Origin of the sequence: Microbacterium sp. 4-7 (assembly GCF_014332665.1) — a bacterium.
GTDB lineage: Bacteria > Actinomycetota > Actinomycetes > Actinomycetales > Microbacteriaceae > Microbacterium.
On record NZ_MCRH01000004.1, the window covers coordinates 347,053 to 365,909 of the forward strand.

The window sequence follows — 18,857 nt, forward strand, 5'->3', positions numbered from 1 at the left end:
CGATGTCTGTTCCCATCTCGCGCGGGCACAACCCGCTGCGTGACCCCGATGATCGCCGCCTCAACCGGATCGCCGGGCCCAGCGCCCTCGTGATCTTCGGTGTGACCGGAGATCTGTCACGCAAGAAGCTCATGCCCGCCGTCTACGATCTCGCCAACCGCGGACTCCTGCCTCCCGGATTCGCCCTCGTGGGCTTCGCCCGTCGAGACTGGGAGGACCAGGACTTCGCCCAGGTCGTGTACGACGCCGTGAAGCAGCATGCACGCACGCCCTTCCGCGAAGAGACGTGGGCGCAGCTGCTGCAGGGCATCCGCTTCGTCTCGGGCGAGTTCGACAACCCCGAGTCCTTCCGCAAGCTGCGCGACACGGTCGATCAGCTCGACGTCGAACGCGGCACGATGGGCAACCACGCGTTCTACCTGTCGATCCCGCCGAAGGATTTCCCCCTCGTCGCGAAGCAGCTCAAGGACTCCGGCCTCGTCGGAGCGAATGACGACGACGATGAGCGCTGGCGACGCGTCGTGATCGAGAAGCCGTTCGGCCACGACCTCGAGTCGGCGCGCGAACTCAATGCCGCCCTCGAGGTGGCGTTCTCCGCCGACTCGATCTTCCGCATCGACCACTACCTCGGCAAGGAGACGGTCCAGAACATCCTGGCCCTGCGCTTCGCGAACGAGCTGTACGAACCGATCTGGAACCGCAACTACGTCGACCACGTGCAGATCACGATGGCCGAGGACATCGGCGTCGGTGGCCGTGCGGGCTACTACGACGGCGTCGGTGCGGCGCGCGATGTCATCCAGAACCACCTGCTGCAGCTGCTCGCGCTCACCGCCATGGAAGAGCCGATCAGCCTGTCCGCCGAGCACCTGCGTGCCGAGAAGGAGAAGGTTCTCGCTGCGGTCCACGTGCCGGAGGATCTCTCGCTCGCGACCGCCCGCGGGCAGTACGCGGGCGGCTGGCAGGGTGGCGAGCAGGTGACCGGATTCCTCGACGAGGACGGGATGAACCCCGAGTCCGCGACCGAGACCTATGCCGCGATCAAGCTGGAGATCGACACCCGGCGCTGGTCCGGCGTACCGTTCTACCTTCGCACCGGGAAGCGTCTGGGGCGTCGTGTGACCGAGGTCGCCGTCGTGTTCAAGAAGGCACCGGAGCACCTCTTCGGCCGCTCGAACACGGCAGAGCTCGGCCAGAACGCGCTCGTCATCCGCGTCCAGCCCGATGAGGGCGTCACGATCCGCTTCGGATCGAAGGTGCCCGGAAACGGCACCAACGTGCGCGATGTCACCATGGACTTCGGTTACGGCCACGCGTTCACCGAGGCGAGCCCTGAGGCGTACGAACGTCTGATCCTCGACGTGCTCCTGGGCGACCCGCCGCTGTTCCCGCGCCATGAGGAGGTCGAGCTCTCCTGGAAGATCCTCGACCCCGTGGAGAAGTACTGGGCAGCCGAGGGCGGCCCGGTCGACCAGTACGCACCCGGTTCGTGGGGTCCGGCATCCGCCGACGACCTCCTTGCCCGTGATGGACGAGTGTGGAGACGCCCATGATCATCGACCTTCCCGACACGACCGTCAGCCAGGTCGCCAAGCAGCTCGTCAAGGTGCGCGAAGAGGGCGGCGCTGTCGCACTCGGCCGTGTGCTCACGCTGATCATCTCTGCACGCAACGGCGTCGCGGAGGCAGCGATCGACGCGGCAAACGACGCGTCCCGCGAGCACCCCATGCGTGTCATCGTTCTCACCACGGGTGAGGGCGAGTCGCGTCTCGACGCTCAGATCCGCGTCGGCGGTGACGCCGGCGCCTCCGAGGTCGTCGTCCTCCGGGCCTACGGGGACGCCGCCAGCAACGAGGAGAGCCTGGTCACAGGTCTGCTCCTGCCCGACGCCCCCGTCGTCGCCTGGTGGCCCGAAGAGGCGCCGACATCGCCGGCCTCGTCTCCCCTCGGCAAGATCGCGCAGCGCCGCATCACGGATGCCGCGACCGCACCCGATGTTCGCGACCGCCTGGGACTGCTCGGCGAGACCCACGCGCCCGGCGACACCGACCTCGCGTGGACCCGTCTCACGCACTGGCGCGAGCAGCTCGCCGCCGTGCTCGATCAGCCGCCGTTCGAAGAGGTCACCGCGGTCGAGGTGCGCGGTGGATCGGCCTCGCCGTCGACCGCGCTTCTCGCCGCATGGCTGCAGATGGCCCTCGACGTCCCGGTGACCTGGTCGTACGAAGACCCCGAGCACTGGCAGGAGGGCATCAAGTCGGTGCGTCTGCGCCGCTCGTCGGGCGACATCCTGCTCGAGCGCCCCACGCCCGGCGTGGCCGTGCTCACGCAGCCCGACCAGCCCGACCACGACCTGCACCTGCCGCGCCGCACGCTGCGGGAGTGCCTCGCCGAGGAGCTGCGTCGCCTCGACCCCGACGTCCTGTACGGTCGAGTGATCACCGAGGGCTGGGAGAAACTGGGTCCGCCCCAGACAGGAGAATGATGTCGACGAAGACAGCGCCCGCAGACAAGCGGGTCGTGGTCGAAGCCACGCCCGCAGCACTTGCCGCGAGCGTGGCCGACAGATTCCTGACGCGCCTTCGTGCGCGCACGCGCAACGGCCGCATCGCCCACATCGCCCTCACCGGCGGTTCGATGGGCGGTGCGGTTCTGCGTGCGACGCGCGACGACCCCAGGTCGGGTCAGATCGACTGGTCGCTGGTTCACTTCTGGTGGGGCGATGAGCGGTTCGTCGCTCGCGACGACGCCGATCGCAATGCGGTGCAGTCGCGTGAGGCCCTGCTCGACCACATTCCCGTCCCCGCCGAGAACATCCACGAGGTCGCTGCTGCGGACGAGGGGCTGACCCTCGACGAGGCGGCTTCGGCGTACGCGGCGGATCTCGCGCGCTACGGGACCGACGAGCACCCGTGGCCGTCGTTCGCGGTCTGCTTCCTCGGTGTGGGGCCCGACGGCCACATCGCCTCACTCTTCCCCGATCGCCCCGAGGTCACCGTGACGGACGCCGCCGCGCTGCCGGTTCGCGACTCTCCCAAGCCTCCGCCGGAGCGTGTCACGCTGACGCGCCCGGTGCTCAACGCGTCGAAGCGTGTCTGGCTGGTCCTCACCGGCGCGGACAAGGCGTCGGCGCTCGGACTCGCCCTCGCGGGCGCGAGCTACACCAACGTTCCGGCCGCGGGAGCCAAGGGCCGCAAGCGCACCGTCTTCTTCGTCGACGAGGCCGCTGCGTCGGAGGTCTCTCCCGACCTCATCGACCCGGCGTACTGAAGTCGAGAGAACTCAGGCCTCGGGGTCTTTTGTCGCGTCGTCACTGCCGCGCGTGATCCCGAGGTCCTGGCTGTCGCTCAGCACCTGCGGGTGATACCGCGCGAGGTTGACGACGCCCCAGATCGCGATGGCACCGGCCACGGCGAAGATCACGAGGACCCACGGCGGTGACGCCGCGGCCTCTCCGAGCACGACCATGCCGATGAGCACGGCGACCATGGGGTCGACGACCGTCAGTCCGGCGATGACGAGATCCGGCGGCCCCGAGCTGTAGGCGGACTGGACGAAGTACGCTCCGACGGCGCCGGCCGCGATCAGCGCGATGACGCACACGAGGGTGATCCACTCGAAGTTGCCGGCGCTGATCCGGCTGATGACGGCTTTGGCGAGAGTGGCGACGAAACCGTAGAGGATGCCGGCGCCGATGACGTAGAACAGAGCGCGCATGCGGTGGCGGAGCACCAGCCAGCAGGCGCCGAGCACGATGATGACGACCAGCAGGATCGCCAGGATCGTGAAGAGCTCGGTGTCGGTGATCTCCTTCTCCGTGGCGTAGATCGCTGCGAAGAAGACGAACAGGAAGATGCCGCCCACACAGCAGACGATCGCGATGATCGACTTCCTGGTCGGCGAATGACCCGAGATCCGTGCGTTGAGCAGCGTGGTGATGACAAGCGCGATGGCGCCGAGCGGCTGCACGACCATCAGCGGCGCTTGAGAGAGCGCCGCGAGCTGACACACGATCGCCAGGCCGAGCATCAGCGTTCCGGCTATCCAGGAGGGCCGGGTGAGCAGGCCCTTCATCTGGCTCATGCTCAGACCGCTGGCTCCGTCGGATCCGCTGAGCCGCTCCACCTTCTCGACGCCACGATGCTGATACTGCGCGCCGAGAGACATGAAGACGGCACCCGCAAGCGCGAGGGGGATGCCGAGGAGCAGTTTCGGGTTCTGGAAGACACCGACCAGCTGCTCGGTGACGTCTTCCGCCCCAGTCATCCATACGGAGATGCTCACCCTTCGACCCTACCCGGCGATGTGCGCCGAGTAGGGTTATGGCGTGGCTGTTCTTCCTATTCGCATCATGGGCGACCCCGTCCTGCACTCCCCCGCTTCCGTCGTCGAGGAGATCTCCGACGACATCCGCACGCTCGTCGCCGACATGTTCGAGACGATGGACAGGGCCCCGGGCGTCGGTCTCGCCGCACCCCAGGTCGGTATGCCGCTGCGCATCTACACGTACGCGTACGTCGACGATGACGAGCAGCCGTGGCGTGGCGTGATCATCAACCCGGAGCTCTGGATGGTGCCGCTGGAGCCCGGCGAGCCGGACGACGAGCTGGAGTCCGAAGGCTGCCTCTCGTTCCCGGGTGAGCGATTCCCGCTGCGGCGCTCGGAGCGGGTGCGGGTCTCAGGCGTCGATCTCGACGGGGCGCCTGTGGAGATCGTGGTCGACGGCTGGCGCGCCCGCATCATGCAGCATGAGTTCGACCACCTCGACGGCATCCTCTACATCGACCGCCTCTCGGACGGCGACTGGAAGACCGTCCAGAAGATCGCGAAGAAGCGCGGGTGGGGCAAGCCCGGCGCGAGCTGGGTCCCCGGCATCGACGATCTGGAAGCCTGACCTCCCCTCCCAGCCTGCTCACAGTCTTCTCGGAGTTGCATCACAGACTCCGGCCCGGATACCGTGCTTGAGGTGGTATTTCAATATGCCACTCACCAAGAGGCTCTGGAGGGGACGAAATGATGAAGATGCGCACGCGACGCGCACTGGCGCTGGCAGGTTCTGCTGTGGCGCTGTCGGTCGCACTGACCGGCTGCAGCGCGCTGAACGGCATCCTGGGGGGCGGTTCGGGCGATGCCGACCGCGACGAGGACACCGGACAGGTGACCGAGAGCTCGAACATCGACATCTTCTCGCTGAAGCTCGGCGACTGCAAGATGGCGAGTGCAAGCGGTCTCATCGAGGACGCCGACGTCGTCCCGTGCGACCAGCCGCACGATGAAGAGGTCTACTACGAGATCACGATGGACGACGGCGAGTTCTCCGAGGAGAACATCGACGCCGCGTCGCAGGAGTGCATCGGCGACGCCTACACGAGCTTCGTCGGTGTCGCCTTCGAGGCCTCGGTGCTCGAGGTCTACCCGATCACGCCGACCCAGCAGACCTGGGACGAGCTGAACGACCGCGTCGTGCAGTGCGTGATCTCCGACCCCGCCGGCCAGACCACCGGGTCACTCAAGGGCGCAGCGCGCTGATCTCGCTCTGATCACCGAACGAGGCTCCGTCATCCGACGGGGCCTCGTTCGCGTATCCGGAGGTCACCATCGAATGACCTCGAAGAGACAGTAGCGGGGACTCGCACCGCAGAAAGGGAAAAGCCCCTCCGAAGAGGGGCTTTTCATTGGCTCCCCGGCTTGGACTCGAACCAAGAACCTGCCGGTTAACAGCCGGCTGCTCTGCCAATTGAGCTACCGAGGAATGTGCTCCGCTGTGCGGGCAACTCGTCAATCCTAGCAAACTCCGGAGCGTGCTCGTGACACGGGCCGCAGGTCGGGCGTGTCGTCGGCACCCCTGTCAGTGGCCCGAATCCGCCTCGGCGTTGGGCGCCCACAGCAGGTCCTTGCCGACACCGCGGGCGACCACGTGACCCCCGCGCAGCATCAGCGTCTCCGCATTCAGCTCACGGATGAAGTCGGCGTCGTTCGTCACCAGCAGCGCGCCCATCCCCTGCTCCTTGCGCCGACGGGTGATCGCGTCGAACACCACGGGCCGCACCTCGAGATCGAGGTTGGCGAGGATCTCGTCGGCGATGAGCACCCAGGGCTCGAGCACGAACGATCGCGCGATCGCCACGCGCTGACGCATGCCTGCGCTCAACTCGTACGGGAACCTCGCGGCTGTTCCGAGAGGCAGGTGCAACTCGTCGAGCAGCGTAGCGACGCGGATGGAGAGCGCCTGGGTATTGACCCGCTTCTCGCGGATCAGGATCGGCTCTGAGATGATCTCACTCACCGTGAGCTGGGGAGGGAGGTCGGCACCGGCGCCCTGCGGAACGAATCCCGTGCGGTAGGTCAGCAGGCGATGCTTGCGTCCCGGCCGGCGGATGTCGACTCCGCACACCTGAGCGCTGCCTCCGACGACCCGGACCGACGGATCCGTGGATCCTGCCAGCGCCGCGACGAGCGTCGACTTGCCCGAGCCGGTCGGGCCGGCGACGCAGATGAGCTCGCCCGGTGCGAGAGCGAAGCTCACCCCGTCGATCGCGCGGGTGGGGCCGCTGTGCCCGATTCGATCGATGACCAGATCAGAGCTGTCGATCGCGTTGGTCGATTCGGGCCGGGAGGACATTCCTCCATCCTGCCTTGCCGCGCCTGACAGCCGGCGTTACGACTCGGCGAACCGCTGACGCTCGACGTCGATGTCGCGAAGACGCATCCGCAGGGCGCGCCCGCCGTCCGAGTCCGCGGGAACCCGCTGCACGGCACCGAGGAGCTCCTGCTTCTCGTGCTCGAGGATGCGCATGATGAGCCGCTTGGCGAGATCGGTCGTCGAGGCGACGGCGCCGTCTTCGTTGCGAGCCGGGAACGGCGTCATCAGCAGCTCGCCCGCGAGCGATCGGTAGGGTTCGCGCACCGAGTTCACGGCATCCGTCACCCAACCGGCGCGGGTGCGGTCAGCCGCGGCCGCGACGGCCTCGCGCACGGCGTCGAGCCCCGGGGTGCGGAACGGAGCGCTGAGGGCGCGGGTGAGCAGCGCCTGATCGATCTGGTGACCGTACTGCAGGGCGCCCATCAGCGCGTCGCGTTCGACCGCGACATCCGCGGTTCGCGGCAGGCTCGCAAGAGTGACCGGAGCCATGCCCGGCGACACTGTGGCGGGGTCGATCGTGGTCTCGTGCCTGGCCGCCTCGTGCCGCGCGGACTGCGCTCCCCCACGTGCGGCACGTTCGACCTCGTTGCGCACCTCGGTCGGGTCCATGCCCAGCCTTCGCGCGAGCACCCGCTCGTATCCGGGTCGCAGCAGACGATCGCGAATCTCCGCCACGATCGGCGCTGCCGCGCGCAGCGCGCCCACCCGGCCCTCGACCGTCGAGAGGTCGAAGCCGCTGAGCTTCCTGTCGATCGCGAACTCGAACATCGGCTGCTTGGTCTCCATGAGGGAGCGCACGGCGGCATCACCGCGCTGCAGCCTGAGGTCGCACGGGTCGAGGCCGTCGGGCGCCACAGCCACGAACGTCTGCGCGTTGAAGCGATCGTCCTCGGTGAAGGCGCGAAGCGCGGCCTTCTGACCTGCCTCGTCGCCGTCGAAGGTGAAGACCACCTCTCCGGAGGCGTTGTCGTCGCCCATCACCCGGCGGAGCACCTTGATGTGATCGGTTCCGAACGCCGTGCCGCACGTCGCGATCGCGGTCGTGAGGCCGGCGAGGTGACACGCCATGACATCGGTGTACCCCTCGACCACCACGACCCTGCGAGGATCGCCCCGCGAGATGTCGCGCTTGGCGAGATCGAGGCCGTACAGGACCTGGGCCTTCTTGTAGATCGGCGTCTCAGGCGTGTTCAGGTACTTCGGCCCCTGGTCGTCGTCGAAGAGCTTGCGCGCACCGAACCCGATCGTCTGACCGGAGACGTCGCGGATCGGCCAGACGAGGCGGCCTCGGAAGCGGTCGTAGACGCCGCGCTGACCTGTCGACACCAGACCGGCAGCACTCAGTTCCTCGCGCGTGAACCCCTGAGCCGTGAGCGCTTTCAACATCTTGTCCCACCCGCGCGGCGCGAAGCCCACGCCGAAGTGCGCGGCAGCACCGGCGTCGAAGCCGCGCTCCCCGAGGAACCGGCGTCCCGCCTCCGCATCGGCGGTGAGCAACTGGCCGCGGAAGTACTCGGCGGCGGCGGTGTTGGCCGCATAGAGACGACTGCGTCCGCTCGTCTCCGGTGCCGACCCGCCGTCTTCATAGTGCAGCGCGTAGCCGAGGCGGCCGGCCAGTCGCTCTACGGCCTCGGTGAAGCTGACGCGGTCCATCTCGCGCAGGAACGAGTAGACGTCACCCGATTCACCGCATCCGAAGCAGTGGTAGTAGCCGACCTGGGGCCGCACGTGGAAGCTGGGGCTCTTCTCGTCATGGAACGGGCACAAGCCCTTCAGCGAACCCACTCCGGCGGACTTGAGTGCGACGCGCTCCCCGACGATGTCGGCGATGTTCGTGCGGGCCTTGACCTCGTCGACGTCGGCCTGGCGGATGCGGGGCATCAGCCGACCCCTTCGATGACCGCCTGACGCGGCGTGTGCTGACGAGCACCCGGTCGCGCATGTCTCGGAGTCCAGATCCCGACCTCCGCAGGGTCGATCTCGCCGACGAGCCTGTTGTGCCAGTCGATCGCGCTCTGATCGGTGAGGCTCGCGATCTGATCGACGATCACGCGGGCGCGCTCGGCGTCGCTCGTCGCCGCGAGGAAGTCCGCCGAGAAGGCGGGCTCGAGCACGTCCGCGCCGGCAGACCACAGCGCGTCGGTCGACCAGAGCGCATCGGCCAGACGCTTCAGCACCCGCCGCTGCTCTTTGTACACGCCCTTGCGGGCATCGATCGTGACGATCGCCTGCCCCATGATGCCCTTGAGCACGGCGATCTCAGCCTCGATCACCCGCGGCACCACGACGTGAGCGTTGTAGCGCACGAGAGCGGGGCCGGAGTATGCCTCACGCGTCGCCGAGACGGCTGCTCTCGCGAAGCGGCCGATGAAGTCGCTCGTCAGGTTCTTGAGCCGGGCAAGGTCATGCCGTGATCGGTCGAAGGACTGCAGCCACATCGGCTGGGAGGCGAGTCGATACAGGGCATCGGCGAGGTCGTCGCGGGTGAAGTCGTACCCGACCCACTGCTGGATGCGGTCGATGAGCGCCTCATGCTGACGCGGATCGGACAGCTGCGCGACATCGACGTAGCCGTTGACGATCGCATCCTCGAAGTCGTGCACCGAATAGGCGATGTCATCGGACAGATCCATGATCTCCGCCTCGATGCAGCGTCGGCGTCCGGGGACTCCCTCGCGCAGCCACCGGAAGACCGCCTCGTCCTCGGGATACACGCCGAACTTGAGTCGACCTCCCGGGTCGGGCACGGGGCTGTCGGCGGTCCACGGGTACTTGCAGGTCGCGTCGAGGCTGGCTCGCGTCAGGTTGAGTCCGACAGAGCGGCCGTCGTCGTCGATCGCCTTGGCCTCGAGACGGCTCAGGATGCGCAGCGACTGCGCATTGCCTTCGAACCCGCCGATCGGCTCGGCCCACTCGTTGAGCGCACGCTCGCCGTTGTGCCCGAAGGGAGGGTGTCCGAGATCGTGACTGAGGCACGCGGTGTCGACCACATCGGCCGAGACTCCGAGTGCGGTGGCGAGTTCGCGGCCGACCTGGGCGACCTCGAGCGAGTGGGTCAGACGATTGCGGGCGAAATCGGCTGTGCTGGCCGGGCTGAGCACCTGGGTCTTCGCGGCCAGGCGACGCAGAGCCGCCGAGTGCAGCACGCGCGCACGGTCGCGGGCGAAGTCGTCTCGTTCGGATCGATGGGTCTCGGCGAAGAATCGCTCGGCATCGCGCGGGTCGTATCCGTCCGAGCGTCCGCGAGCCGGGTATGCCTGAGGATCAGCCGCCACTGTTCTCGATCTCCGCCCCTCGCATCATCTCTGAGGCCGATGCCGCGAGTTCCCGCGACTCCAGCCACTTGTCCGGCAGCGCCGGGCGTTTCGGGCGACCGGACCGACCGCGCTGTCCTTCGGCATCGGCGCCGGGGTACGGCGCCGAATGATCGAGCTGGCCGAGCAGCTCGTCGATCTCGGCGAGGCTGGATGCTGTCGCGAGCCCCGTCCGGATGTCGCCGCCGACCGGATAGCCCTTGAAGTACCACGCGACATGCTTGCGGACATCGCGGCATCCGCGGTCCTCATCCTCGAAGAACTCGACCAGCAGCTCGGCGTGGCGACGGAAGGCATCGGCCACGAACCCGAGGGTCGCGTCGACCGGATGCGATTCCGCGCCGAAGGCCGCCGCGAGCTCGCCGAAGAGCCAGGGACGACCGAGGCATCCACGTCCGACGACGACTCCGTCGCAGTCGGTCTGCTGCATCATGCGCACGGCGTCGTCGGCCGACCAGATGTCGCCGTTGCCGAGCACGGGGACGCTGGTGACAGCCTGCTTGAGCTCGCCGATCGCGTTCCAGTCCGCGAAGCCGGAGTAGAACTCGCTCGCCGTCCGCGCATGCAGCGCGATGGCCGAGACACCGGCGTCTTCGGCAGCGCGCCCGGCGTCGAGGAACGTGAGGTGGTCGGGATCGATGCCCTTGCGCATCTTGATGGTCAGGGGCACGTCGCCCGCCGCCTTGACCGCCTGGGTGACGATCTGCGAGAAGAGAGAGCTCTTCCACGGCAGCGCCGCTCCCCCGCCCTTGCGCGTGACCTTGGGGACCGGGCATCCGAAGTTCAGGTCGATGTGGTCGGCGTGGTCTTCGGCGACGATGATGCGGACGGCCTCGGAGATCGTGTGCGGGTCGACGCCGTAGAGCTGGATCGACCGCGGAGTCTCGGACTCGTGGTGGCGGATGAGTCGCATCGTGGTCTCGTTGCGCTCGACCAGCGCGCGCGAGGTGATCATCTCGCTCACGTAGAGCCCCGCACCGTATTCGCGGCACAGCCTGCGGAACGCGGTGTTCGTGATACCCGCCATGGGTGCGAGGACGACCGGCACGTCGAGGGCGATCGGACCGATGTTGAGGGTGCGAGCTGAGGCGGTGGCGAGAGTCATGTCCCCTCCATTCTCCCAGACACGGAGCCGGTCTCGGCGCATCGACCTAAGCTGTGAATATGACCGATCCCGCAGTCCGTTCCATCCCCTTCACAGACGCCGACGGCAACGAGAAGACACTCGATGATCTGGGTGCCGATGTCGTCCTCGTGGTGAACGTCGCCTCGAAGTGCGGCCTCACTCCGCAGTACGAGCAGCTCGAGGAGCTGCAGCGCCTGTACGGCGACCGCGGGTTCAGTGTCGTCGGGTTCCCCTGCAACCAGTTCTTCGGGCAGGAGCCGGGATCGGTCGATCAGATCCTCGAGTTCTGCTCGACCACGTACGGTGTGACCTTCCCGATCAACGACAAGGTGAAGGTCAACGGCAAGAACGCCACCGATCTCTACAAGACGCTCAAGGAGACCCCGGATGCCGGCGGCAAGGCGGGTCGCGTCGAGTGGAACTTCGAGAAGTTCCTGGTGCTTCCCGACGGAGAGGTCGTCCGCTTCCGCCCGAAGCAGAAGCCGAACGACCCCGAGATCGTCGGCGCGATCGAAGCCGCGCTGACCCGCTAGACCGCGGCCGTCTCGGCTTCGGCTTCCGGCTCGGTCTCACCGCGCTTGGCCCAGAGGTCACGCAGGACGTTCTCGAACGCTGCGGGCGGCTGCGCTCCGCTGATGCCGTACTGACCGTCGATCACGAAGAACGGCACGCCCTGGATCCCATAGGCCTGGGCCTGCGCCTGGTCCTGGCGGACGTCGGCGAGGTGACGAGCGGACACCAGTGCTTCTCTCGTGTCATCCGGGTTGAGTCCGACCTCGACCGCGAGTTCGACCAGGTCGTCGATACGGCCGACGTGCTTGCCCTCGGTGAAGTACGCGGACATCAGCCGCTCCTCCATCGCGTGCTGCACACCCTGTGCCTTCGCGAAGTGAAGGAGCTCGTGCGCCTTCACGGTGTTGGTGTGCTGGAGGAGGTCGAAGCGGTACGCGAGCCCGGCGTTCTCGGCGACTCCGGTGACGTGCGACAGCATCTGCTCGACCTGGTCGCGCGGCATCCCCTTGTGACCGGCGAGGAAGTCGATCTCATCCCCGTCGAAGTCGACCGGGGTGTCGGGCGAGAGCTCGAACGAATGGAAGGTGATGTTCACCTGCGGCGCGTCGTCGTCGCCGGAGACGGCTTCGAGACCCTTCTCGAGGTTGCGCTTGCCGATGTAGCACCACGGGCAGGCGATGTCGGACCAGATGTCGATCGAGATGGCTTCACTCACATTGACATCCAACCGTATGCACCTATGGGCTATTCCGTCGTTAGGATTCTCAGATGCTCTCCGCCGACGATCCGCTGCCGCTTCGGCCGGAGAGAGTGCTGATCGCCGGTGTCACAGGATCGGGCAAGACGACGCTCGCACGACGCATCGCCGACCTCTGGGATCTGCGTCACGTCGAGATCGACGGACTCTTCCACGGTGAGAACTGGACTCCACGGCCGTCCTTCCTCGACGACGTCCGCGCCTTCGCTGCGGAGGACCGCTGGGTCACCGAGTGGCAGTACACGAGCAAGGGAACCGATGAGATCCTCGCTCCTCGTGCGAAGGTCGTGATCTGGCTGGACTACCCGTATCGCGTGGTCCGGGCACGTCTGCTGCGGCGCACGCTCGGGCGCAGCATCCTGCGCACCCGCATGTGGAACGGCAACGTCGAGAAGCCGATCTGGCGGATGTTCTCGGGAGATCCCGAGGAGAACATCATCGTCTGGCAGACGCTAACGCTGCACAAGTGGACCGAGCGGATGCCCGGCGTCGTGAGCGAGCAGCCCCATCTTCTCATCGTCCGGCTGCGCCACCCGCGAGAGACGGAACGATGGCTGCGGGCTCAGGCGGAAGCGTCAGGGGCGTCGATCGCCCCGCCGAAACGACGATCGCGGGACAGGTAGACCCCGATCGCGCGCCAGAGCTCCTCGCGAGAGAAATCGGGCCAGAGCGTGTCGAGGAACACCATCTCGGCATAAGCCGCCTGCCAGAGCAGGAAGTTCGAGGTGCGCTGCTCGCCGGAGCTGCGCAGGAACAGGTCGACGTCGGGCATGTCCGGCACGTAGAGGTTGCGACGGATCATCTTCTCGGTGATCGCGTTCGGTTTCACCCGTCCCGCCGCGACATCGGCGGCGATCGCGCGCATCGCGTCGACCAACTCGATACGCCCGCCGTAGTTCACGCACATGGTGAGGGTGAGCACGTCATTGTTCTTCGTGAGCTGCTCCGCGTACTGCAGCTCTTTGATCACGCTGCCCCACAGCCGGGGCTTGCGTCCAGCCCATCGCACGCGCACGCCCCACTCGTTGAGCTGATCACGTCGACGGTGCAGCACGTCGCGGTTGTACCCCATGAGAAAGCGCACCTCCTCGGGAGACCGGGCCCAGTTCTCAGTCGAGAACGCATAGACGGAGAGATGCTTGACCCCTGCCTGGATCGCACCGGCGACGACGTCGAGGAGCACCTCCTCCCCCGCCTTGTGCCCCTCGACGCGGTTCAGTCCGCGGCGGTTCGCCCAGCGGCCGTTGCCGTCCATGACGATGGCGACGTGCTCGGGCACCGCTCGGAACGCCGGCGGGTGGACGCCCGTCCAGTCGAGCGGACGATAGGCGACGGCATCCTTGTGGGTGTAGGGCTTGGGGCTCACCGTGCTCCTTCTCGAGGGATGTCGGCCACGAGGTGGGCCAGCGAGCGGATGCCGCGCTCCAGGTGCCACTGCGCATAGGCAGCGACGAGGCCTGATGCCGCGGCGTTGTCCGCGTGAGGCGCGGCATCGATCGCCTCCCACTCTCCGGTCATGAGGGATCGCAGCAGCGACAGGGTCTTCTCTGCCACCTTCGGACTTCCGGCCGGCGCGCAGTTCACGCATACGGCGCCTCCGAGCTGACCGACGAAGTGCGCGTGCGGGCCGGGGGCGGCGCATCGTGCGCAGTCGCCGAGAGACGGCGCCCATCCCGACAGCGCCATCACGCGCAGAAGGTAGGAGTCGAGGATGCTCCTGGGGGAATGCTCGCCCCGCGAGAGCGCACGCAGCCCGCCCACCAGCAGCAGGTACTGCTCGGGCGTCGCCTCGGAGTCGCTCAGCCGATCGGCGGTCTCGACCATCGCGTTCGCCGATGTGAACCGGTCGTAGTGGGCCGCGATGTCGGAACCGTAGGAGCCGAGCGACTCCGCCTGCTGCACGATGTCGAGCGAACGTCCCTGGTACAGCTGCACGTCGGCCACCATGAACGGCTCGAGGCGCGACCCGAACTTCGACGACGTGCGCCGGACGCCCTTGGCCACCGCACGGATCTTGCCGTGCTGACGCGACAGCATGGTGACGATGCGATCCGCCTCACCCAGCTTGTGGGTGCGCAGGATCACCGCTTCGTCTCGGTAGGTGGGCACCGTTCGATTATCCTCCGTGCGGGAGAATAGAGGCGTGACCGAACCGCTCTTCACCATTCCGCTCTGGGCGGACCTCCTCGGCGTCGGCCTCGGCGGCGTTCAGGGCGCGATGTTCGCGTCGGGGTTCCAGGGGCAGCGACGACTCGACTGGCTCGGCGTCGCGATCATCGGCATCATGATCGGCATGGGCGGCGGTCTCATCCGCGACATCCTGCTCGGTCAGACTCCGGCCACGCTGCAGAGCAACTGGTACCTGCTCACGGCCACCGGCGCCTCGCTGCTCGGGATGCTGCTCGCCGGACTCTTCAACCGTCTCAACACCGTCATCGTGGTGCTCGACGCCGTGGTCATCGGCATGTTCGGCGCGTTCGGCACGAGCAAGGCGATCGCCTTCGGCATCCCTCCCGTTCCCGCGGTGTTCATCGGCGTCTGCGCAGCGGTCGGCGGCGGCGTGCTGCGAGACATGCTGATGGGCCTGCCGACCTCGATCATGCATGTCGGCTCGCTCTACGCCGTCGCCGCCGGTGCCGGCTGCGTCTTCATCGCCACCGCGAACGGACTCGGGATGTCGATCACGCTCGCCGCCGTGCTCGGCATCGTCGTCACCGCGGTGATCCGAGTGCTCGCCGTGAGCTTCGACGTCTCGCTTCCGGAGCAACGTCGCCTGTATCGCCGCAAGGTCGCCGCAGAGACCGGAGTGATCCAGGTCGTCAAGCCGAGCCCTGAGTGACCGATCCTCGGCACAGGGCAGACGTGACGCCCCCGCGGTCGATGACCGCGGGGGCGTTCTCGTCGACCGTCAGACCGCTGCCAGCTCCAGCTGGCGCGTGCGGATCGAGCGGTTGACGCCCGAGACGATCGCCTTGAGGGATGCCGTCGAGATGTCTCCGTCGATGCCGACGCCCCACAGGCGCTGATCGCCGACCTGCAGCTCGACGTACGCCGCAGCCTGCGCGTCGCCACCTGCACTGAGTGCGTGCTCGACGTAGTCGTAGAGAGTGATGTCGAAGCCCTGACCGCGCAGCACCTCGATGAACGCGGCGATCGGTCCGTTGCCGTTACCGGCGACGGACACCTGCTGATCGTCGTCGCGCAGTGTCACGTCGAGCACCACGTCACCCGACATGTCGCTGCGGGTCTGCGTCGAGAGCAGCTCGAACCGCCCCCACTTGGCCTCGGTGTCAGTGGCGGGCAGGTACTCGTCGTTGAAGATCGACCAGATCTGCTCGCTCGTGACCTCGCCGCCCTCGGCGTCGGTCTTGTTCTGGACGACGCCCGAGAACTCGATCTGCAGCTTGCGCGGCAGGTCGATCGCGTGGTCCGCCTTGAGCAGATAGGCGACGCCGCCCTTGCCGGACTGCGAGTTCACACGGATCACGGCCTCATAGGAGCGTCCGAGATCCTTCGGGTCGACCGGCAGGTAGGGGACGGCCCATTCGATGTCGTCGACCGTGACGCCTTCAGCCTCGGCACGGGCAGCCATCGCCTCGAAGCCCTTCTTGATCGCATCCTGGTGCGACCCGCTGAACGCGGTGAAGACCAGGTCGCCCGCCCACGGCGACCGCTCGGGCACCGGCAGCTGGTTGCAGTACTCGACGGTGCGCTTGACCTGGTCGATGTCGCTGAAGTCGATCTGCGGATCGATGCCCTGCGTGAAGAGGTTGATGCCCAGCGCCACGATGTCGACGTTTCCGGTGCGCTCGCCGTTGCCGAACAGGCAGCCCTCGATGCGGTCGGCCCCGGCCATGTAGCCGAGCTCGGCCGCCGCGATCGCCGTGCCACGGTCGTTGTGCGGGTGCAGCGACAGGATCACGTTCTCGCGGTGCGCCAGGTTGCGGCTCATCCACTCGATCGAGTCGGCGTAGACGTTCGGCGAGGCCATCTCGACGGTCGCCGGCAGGTTGACGATGACCTTGCGGTCGGGGGTGGGCTCGAAGACCTCGATCACCTGGTTGCAGACGTCGACGGCGAACTCGAGCTCGGTTCCCGTGTAGCTCTCGGGCGAGTACTCGTAGTAGACCTTCGTGTCGGGGATGGTCTTCTCGTACTGACGGCAGAGCCGAGCACCCTCGAGCGCGATGTCGATGATGCCCTGCTTGTCAGTGCGGAAGACGACCTCGCGCTGCAGCACGCTGGTCGAGTTGTAGAGGTGCACGATCGCCTGCTTGGCCCCGGAGATCGACTCGTACGTGCGGGCGATCAGATGCTCGCGCGCCTGGGTCAGCACCTGGATGGTGACGTCATCCGGGATCAGGTTCTCTTCGATGAGCTGGCGGACGAAGTCGAAATCGGTCTGGCTCGCCGAGGGGAATCCGACCTCGATCTCCTTGTACCCCATGCTGACGAGGAGTTCGAACATGACGCGCTTGCGCTCGGGCGACATCGGGTCGATGAGCGCCTGATTGCCGTCGCGGAGGTCGACTGCGCACCAACGGGGCGCCTCGGTGATGCGGGCGTCCGGCCAGGTGCGGTCGGGCAGGTTGACCGTGATCTGCTCGTGGTACGGCCGATACTTGTGGATCGGCATCGCAGACGGGCGCTGAGTGTTCTGCATGATGGGGCTTCTTCTCTTCGTCAGAATTGTGAACGGGCCAACACAAGCGCCGCGACGAGGAAGGCCCTAGCTTTAGGACTCGTCGCGGCAGCTAAGAAGAAGCAGACCGCCGAAAGGCATGCGGCCATGGTAGCAGGGATGCCGATCCGCTCCGAGCCGCCGTGAGACGATCACCCGTCACGAGACACTGTCAGGCATGAGCACATCGCACAGCCGCATGCTTCTCGCCGCCATCGCCGTCATCGGGATGTGCGGCCTCGCCGCCTGCTCGTCCGGTTCCGGAGCTGCATCCGCGCCGACGAGTTCGGCCTCACCGACCTGGGATGCCGCGAGCGTCCCACCGCCGGAAGGACGGGTGATCGGCACCGGCACGGTGCTCGATGTGGACGGTGAGCCTCGGCTCTGCCTCGGAATCGTCGCCGAGTCGTATCCACCGCAGTGCTCGGGCCCTCCCCTCGACGGCTGGACCTGGGACGGGGTAGACGGGAGCGAATCCAGCGGCGGCACCACGTGGGGAACCTACGCGGTGTACGGAACCTTCGACGGCGAGCGATACGCGGTCACCGATCCTCCGATCATGCTCGCCCTGTACGACCCTGTCCGACCGGAGGATCCCACGGGCGGTGTCCCAGGCGCGAGCTCCGAGGCTGAGCTGGCGCAGGTGTCCGACGAGCTGTCGAATACCGTGGGACGCGATGCGCTCACCCTGTGGACCGAACGCGGCTATGTCTGGATGCAGGTCGTGTGGGACGACGGTTCGGTGCAGAACGCGATGGATGCGGCGTACGGAGATGGGGTCGTGGTCGTGACCTCGGCGCTGCGCGAGATCGATTAGGACGACGGGATCAGAGCGAGCTTTCCGCCGGGGTGCCCTTCGGCGAGCAGAGCGAGTGCCGCCGGAGCGTCCTCCAGGGCGAACGTCCGCGCCACGGGAACGATCAGATCTCCGTTCTGAGCGAGAGCGATCAGTTCCCCGCGCACCTCGTCCCGGAATCGGGCGCTGACGGGCATCGAACCGGCGATCACCCGGATGCCGTCGGAGGCGGCCCTGCCCATCGCTGCGATCGTGACGATGCGCTGGCGGTCTGCGACCAGCTCGAGGGACACGTCCACGGCCTCGTCCGTGCCCACCGCGTCGAGGGCTGCCGAGACGCCCGCCTCGCCCGCGGCCTCCCGGACCCGCTCCGCCAGGCCGGCCCCGTATCGCACGGGGACTCCCCCGAGACGACGGACGACGTCGAACCGCTCGGCGCTCGCGGTGCCGATCACTCGGATCCCCCGCAGCGCGGCCTGCTGCAGCACGCTCACTCCCACCGCTCCCGACGCGCCGTGCAGGAGGATCGTCTCCCCCGGTGCCGCGCCGGTCACCCAGAGCATCTCAGCGGCCGTGGTGCCGGCGAGCAGCAAATTCGCGGCTTCCGCGTGCGTGAGTGTGGTCGGCTTCGCGAAGGCCTTCTCGGCAGGCACGGTCAGCTCGGTCGCGTATCCCCCGCGCACGCGGAAGGCGACGACCTCGTCCCCTTCTTTCGCCTCCCCCGAGCCGATCCGCGTGTCGGGTCCGATCGCGCTGATCGTGCCCGAGACCTCGTAGCCGATCGGCACAGGCAGCTGCACGCCCTGGTGAGCAGACGCGACGTGCTTGGCGTCCGCGGGATTCACCCCGGCGGCCTCCACGCGGATCGTCACCTCACCGCGGCCGGGAGACGGCACCTCGTAGTCGACGAACTCCCATGTCTCAGGCGCGCCCCACGACGATGCGATCCAGTGCTGTGCGAGTGTCATATCGCGACCCTACCCCTGCGGGAGAGTCCTGCGGCCGTGCCGCTGGAGCACCGGATCCT

The 18,857-nt window shown here is 67.3% G+C and carries 19 protein-coding genes and 1 tRNA gene; 9 read left to right on the forward strand and 11 right to left on the reverse strand.

Annotated features, from left to right (window positions below):
* The first annotated feature begins 2 nt into the window (after positions 1–2).
* The 3 genes from zwf to pgl are packed head-to-tail and all read left to right on the forward strand — an operon-like array spanning position 3 to position 3,270.
* Positions 3–1,553 carry a glucose-6-phosphate dehydrogenase gene (gene zwf / locus BEP68_RS08820; RefSeq protein WP_053096466.1) on the forward strand — a complete coding sequence of 517 codons (1,551 nt, stop codon included), beginning with the start codon at positions 3–5 and terminating at the stop codon, positions 1,551–1,553.
* The gene (locus tag BEP68_RS08825) at positions 1,550–2,485 is read left to right on the forward strand and encodes a glucose-6-phosphate dehydrogenase assembly protein OpcA (RefSeq protein WP_187249754.1); all 936 of its coding nucleotides are present in this window, start codon (positions 1,550–1,552) and stop codon (positions 2,483–2,485) included. The genes zwf and BEP68_RS08825 overlap by 4 nt, the downstream gene beginning before the upstream one ends.
* The gene (gene pgl / locus BEP68_RS08830) at positions 2,485–3,270 is read left to right on the forward strand and encodes a 6-phosphogluconolactonase (protein ID WP_187249755.1); all 786 of its coding nucleotides are present in this window, start codon (positions 2,485–2,487) and stop codon (positions 3,268–3,270) included. Before BEP68_RS08825 ends, pgl begins: the two co-directional genes overlap by 1 nt.
* A gap of 12 nt (positions 3,271–3,282) precedes the next feature.
* Here the strand turns inward: pgl and BEP68_RS08835 are convergent, their stop codons facing one another.
* Positions 3,283–4,266 (reverse strand): DMT family transporter, encoded by a 984-nt coding sequence (locus BEP68_RS08835; protein WP_053096472.1) that lies wholly within the window; start codon positions 4,264–4,266, stop codon positions 3,283–3,285.
* 61 nt (positions 4,267–4,327) lie between these two features.
* Here BEP68_RS08835 and def point away from each other — a divergent pair, with 61 nt between their 5' ends.
* On the forward strand, positions 4,328–4,894 hold the full coding sequence (gene def / locus BEP68_RS08840) for a peptide deformylase (RefSeq protein ID WP_187249756.1): 567 nt from the start codon (positions 4,328–4,330) through the stop codon (positions 4,892–4,894).
* Between the two features lie 128 nt (positions 4,895–5,022).
* A complete protein-coding gene (locus BEP68_RS08845) occupies positions 5,023–5,529 on the forward strand; it encodes a septum formation family protein (protein WP_261987781.1) in 507 nt (168 codons plus the stop codon).
* Between the two features lie 147 nt (positions 5,530–5,676).
* On the opposite strand, the gene BEP68_RS08850 is transcribed toward BEP68_RS08845, so the two are convergent.
* From BEP68_RS08850 to dusB, 5 genes are all read right to left on the reverse strand, one after another.
* Positions 5,677–5,752: transfer RNA gene (locus BEP68_RS08850), tRNA-Asn, on the reverse strand.
* A gap of 96 nt (positions 5,753–5,848) precedes the next feature.
* On the reverse strand, positions 5,849–6,622 hold the full coding sequence (locus tag BEP68_RS08855) for an ATP-binding cassette domain-containing protein (protein WP_187249757.1): 774 nt from the start codon (positions 6,620–6,622) through the stop codon (positions 5,849–5,851).
* Positions 6,623–6,658: 36 nt separating this feature from the next.
* Positions 6,659–8,524, reverse strand: a complete 1,866-nt coding sequence (dnaG, locus tag BEP68_RS08860; protein WP_187249758.1) for a DNA primase — start codon at positions 8,522–8,524, stop codon at positions 6,659–6,661.
* Entirely contained in the window at positions 8,524–9,918 is a 1,395-nt protein-coding gene (locus tag BEP68_RS08865; protein ID WP_187249759.1) for a deoxyguanosinetriphosphate triphosphohydrolase, read from the reverse strand. The genes dnaG and BEP68_RS08865 overlap by 1 nt, the downstream gene beginning before the upstream one ends.
* Positions 9,908–11,062: a tRNA dihydrouridine synthase DusB gene (dusB, locus tag BEP68_RS08870; protein WP_053096491.1), complete on the reverse strand. Its 1,155-nt coding sequence runs from the start codon at positions 11,060–11,062 to the stop codon at positions 9,908–9,910. Before dusB ends, BEP68_RS08865 begins: the two co-directional genes overlap by 11 nt.
* A gap of 59 nt (positions 11,063–11,121) precedes the next feature.
* Here dusB and BEP68_RS08875 point away from each other — a divergent pair, with 59 nt between their 5' ends.
* Positions 11,122–11,616, forward strand: coding sequence for a glutathione peroxidase (locus BEP68_RS08875; RefSeq protein ID WP_053096494.1), 495 nt, complete (start codon positions 11,122–11,124; stop codon positions 11,614–11,616).
* Here BEP68_RS08875 and BEP68_RS08880 read toward each other — a convergent pair.
* On the reverse strand, positions 11,613–12,311 hold the full coding sequence (locus BEP68_RS08880; RefSeq protein WP_056278893.1) for a DsbA family protein: 699 nt from the start codon (positions 12,309–12,311) through the stop codon (positions 11,613–11,615). The two genes, BEP68_RS08875 and BEP68_RS08880, sit on opposite strands and share 4 nt — an antisense overlap.
* Before the next feature lie 53 nt (positions 12,312–12,364).
* Here BEP68_RS08880 and BEP68_RS08885 point away from each other — a divergent pair, with 53 nt between their 5' ends.
* Positions 12,365–12,976: an AAA family ATPase gene (locus tag BEP68_RS08885; protein WP_187249760.1), complete on the forward strand. Its 612-nt coding sequence runs from the start codon at positions 12,365–12,367 to the stop codon at positions 12,974–12,976.
* On the opposite strand, the gene BEP68_RS08890 is transcribed toward BEP68_RS08885, so the two are convergent.
* Both BEP68_RS08890 and recO read right to left on the reverse strand, forming a co-directional pair.
* The gene (locus tag BEP68_RS08890) at positions 12,916–13,719 is read right to left on the reverse strand and encodes an isoprenyl transferase (protein ID WP_187249761.1); all 804 of its coding nucleotides are present in this window, start codon (positions 13,717–13,719) and stop codon (positions 12,916–12,918) included. The genes BEP68_RS08885 and BEP68_RS08890 overlap by 61 nt on opposite strands.
* On the reverse strand, positions 13,716–14,462 hold the full coding sequence (recO, locus tag BEP68_RS08895) for a DNA repair protein RecO (RefSeq protein ID WP_053096502.1): 747 nt from the start codon (positions 14,460–14,462) through the stop codon (positions 13,716–13,718). Before recO ends, BEP68_RS08890 begins: the two co-directional genes overlap by 4 nt.
* A gap of 34 nt (positions 14,463–14,496) precedes the next feature.
* On the opposite strand from recO, the gene BEP68_RS08900 reads away from it, so the two are divergent.
* Positions 14,497–15,192 (forward strand): trimeric intracellular cation channel family protein, encoded by a 696-nt coding sequence (locus tag BEP68_RS08900; protein ID WP_053096504.1) that lies wholly within the window; start codon positions 14,497–14,499, stop codon positions 15,190–15,192.
* Between the two features lie 69 nt (positions 15,193–15,261).
* On the opposite strand, the gene leuA is transcribed toward BEP68_RS08900, so the two are convergent.
* On the reverse strand, positions 15,262–17,016 hold the full coding sequence (gene leuA / locus BEP68_RS08905) for a 2-isopropylmalate synthase (protein WP_053096506.1): 1,755 nt from the start codon (positions 17,014–17,016) through the stop codon (positions 15,262–15,264).
* 196 nt (positions 17,017–17,212) lie between these two features.
* Between leuA and BEP68_RS08910 the strand changes: the two genes are divergently transcribed.
* Complete coding sequence (locus tag BEP68_RS08910; protein ID WP_222839257.1) at positions 17,213–17,851, forward strand: hypothetical protein; 639 nt, start codon at positions 17,213–17,215, stop codon at positions 17,849–17,851.
* Here BEP68_RS08910 and BEP68_RS08915 read toward each other — a convergent pair.
* The gene (locus BEP68_RS08915) at positions 17,848–18,798 is read right to left on the reverse strand and encodes a zinc-binding alcohol dehydrogenase family protein (protein ID WP_187249762.1); all 951 of its coding nucleotides are present in this window, start codon (positions 18,796–18,798) and stop codon (positions 17,848–17,850) included. The genes BEP68_RS08910 and BEP68_RS08915 overlap by 4 nt on opposite strands.
* Positions 18,799–18,857: the final 59 nt, after the last annotated feature.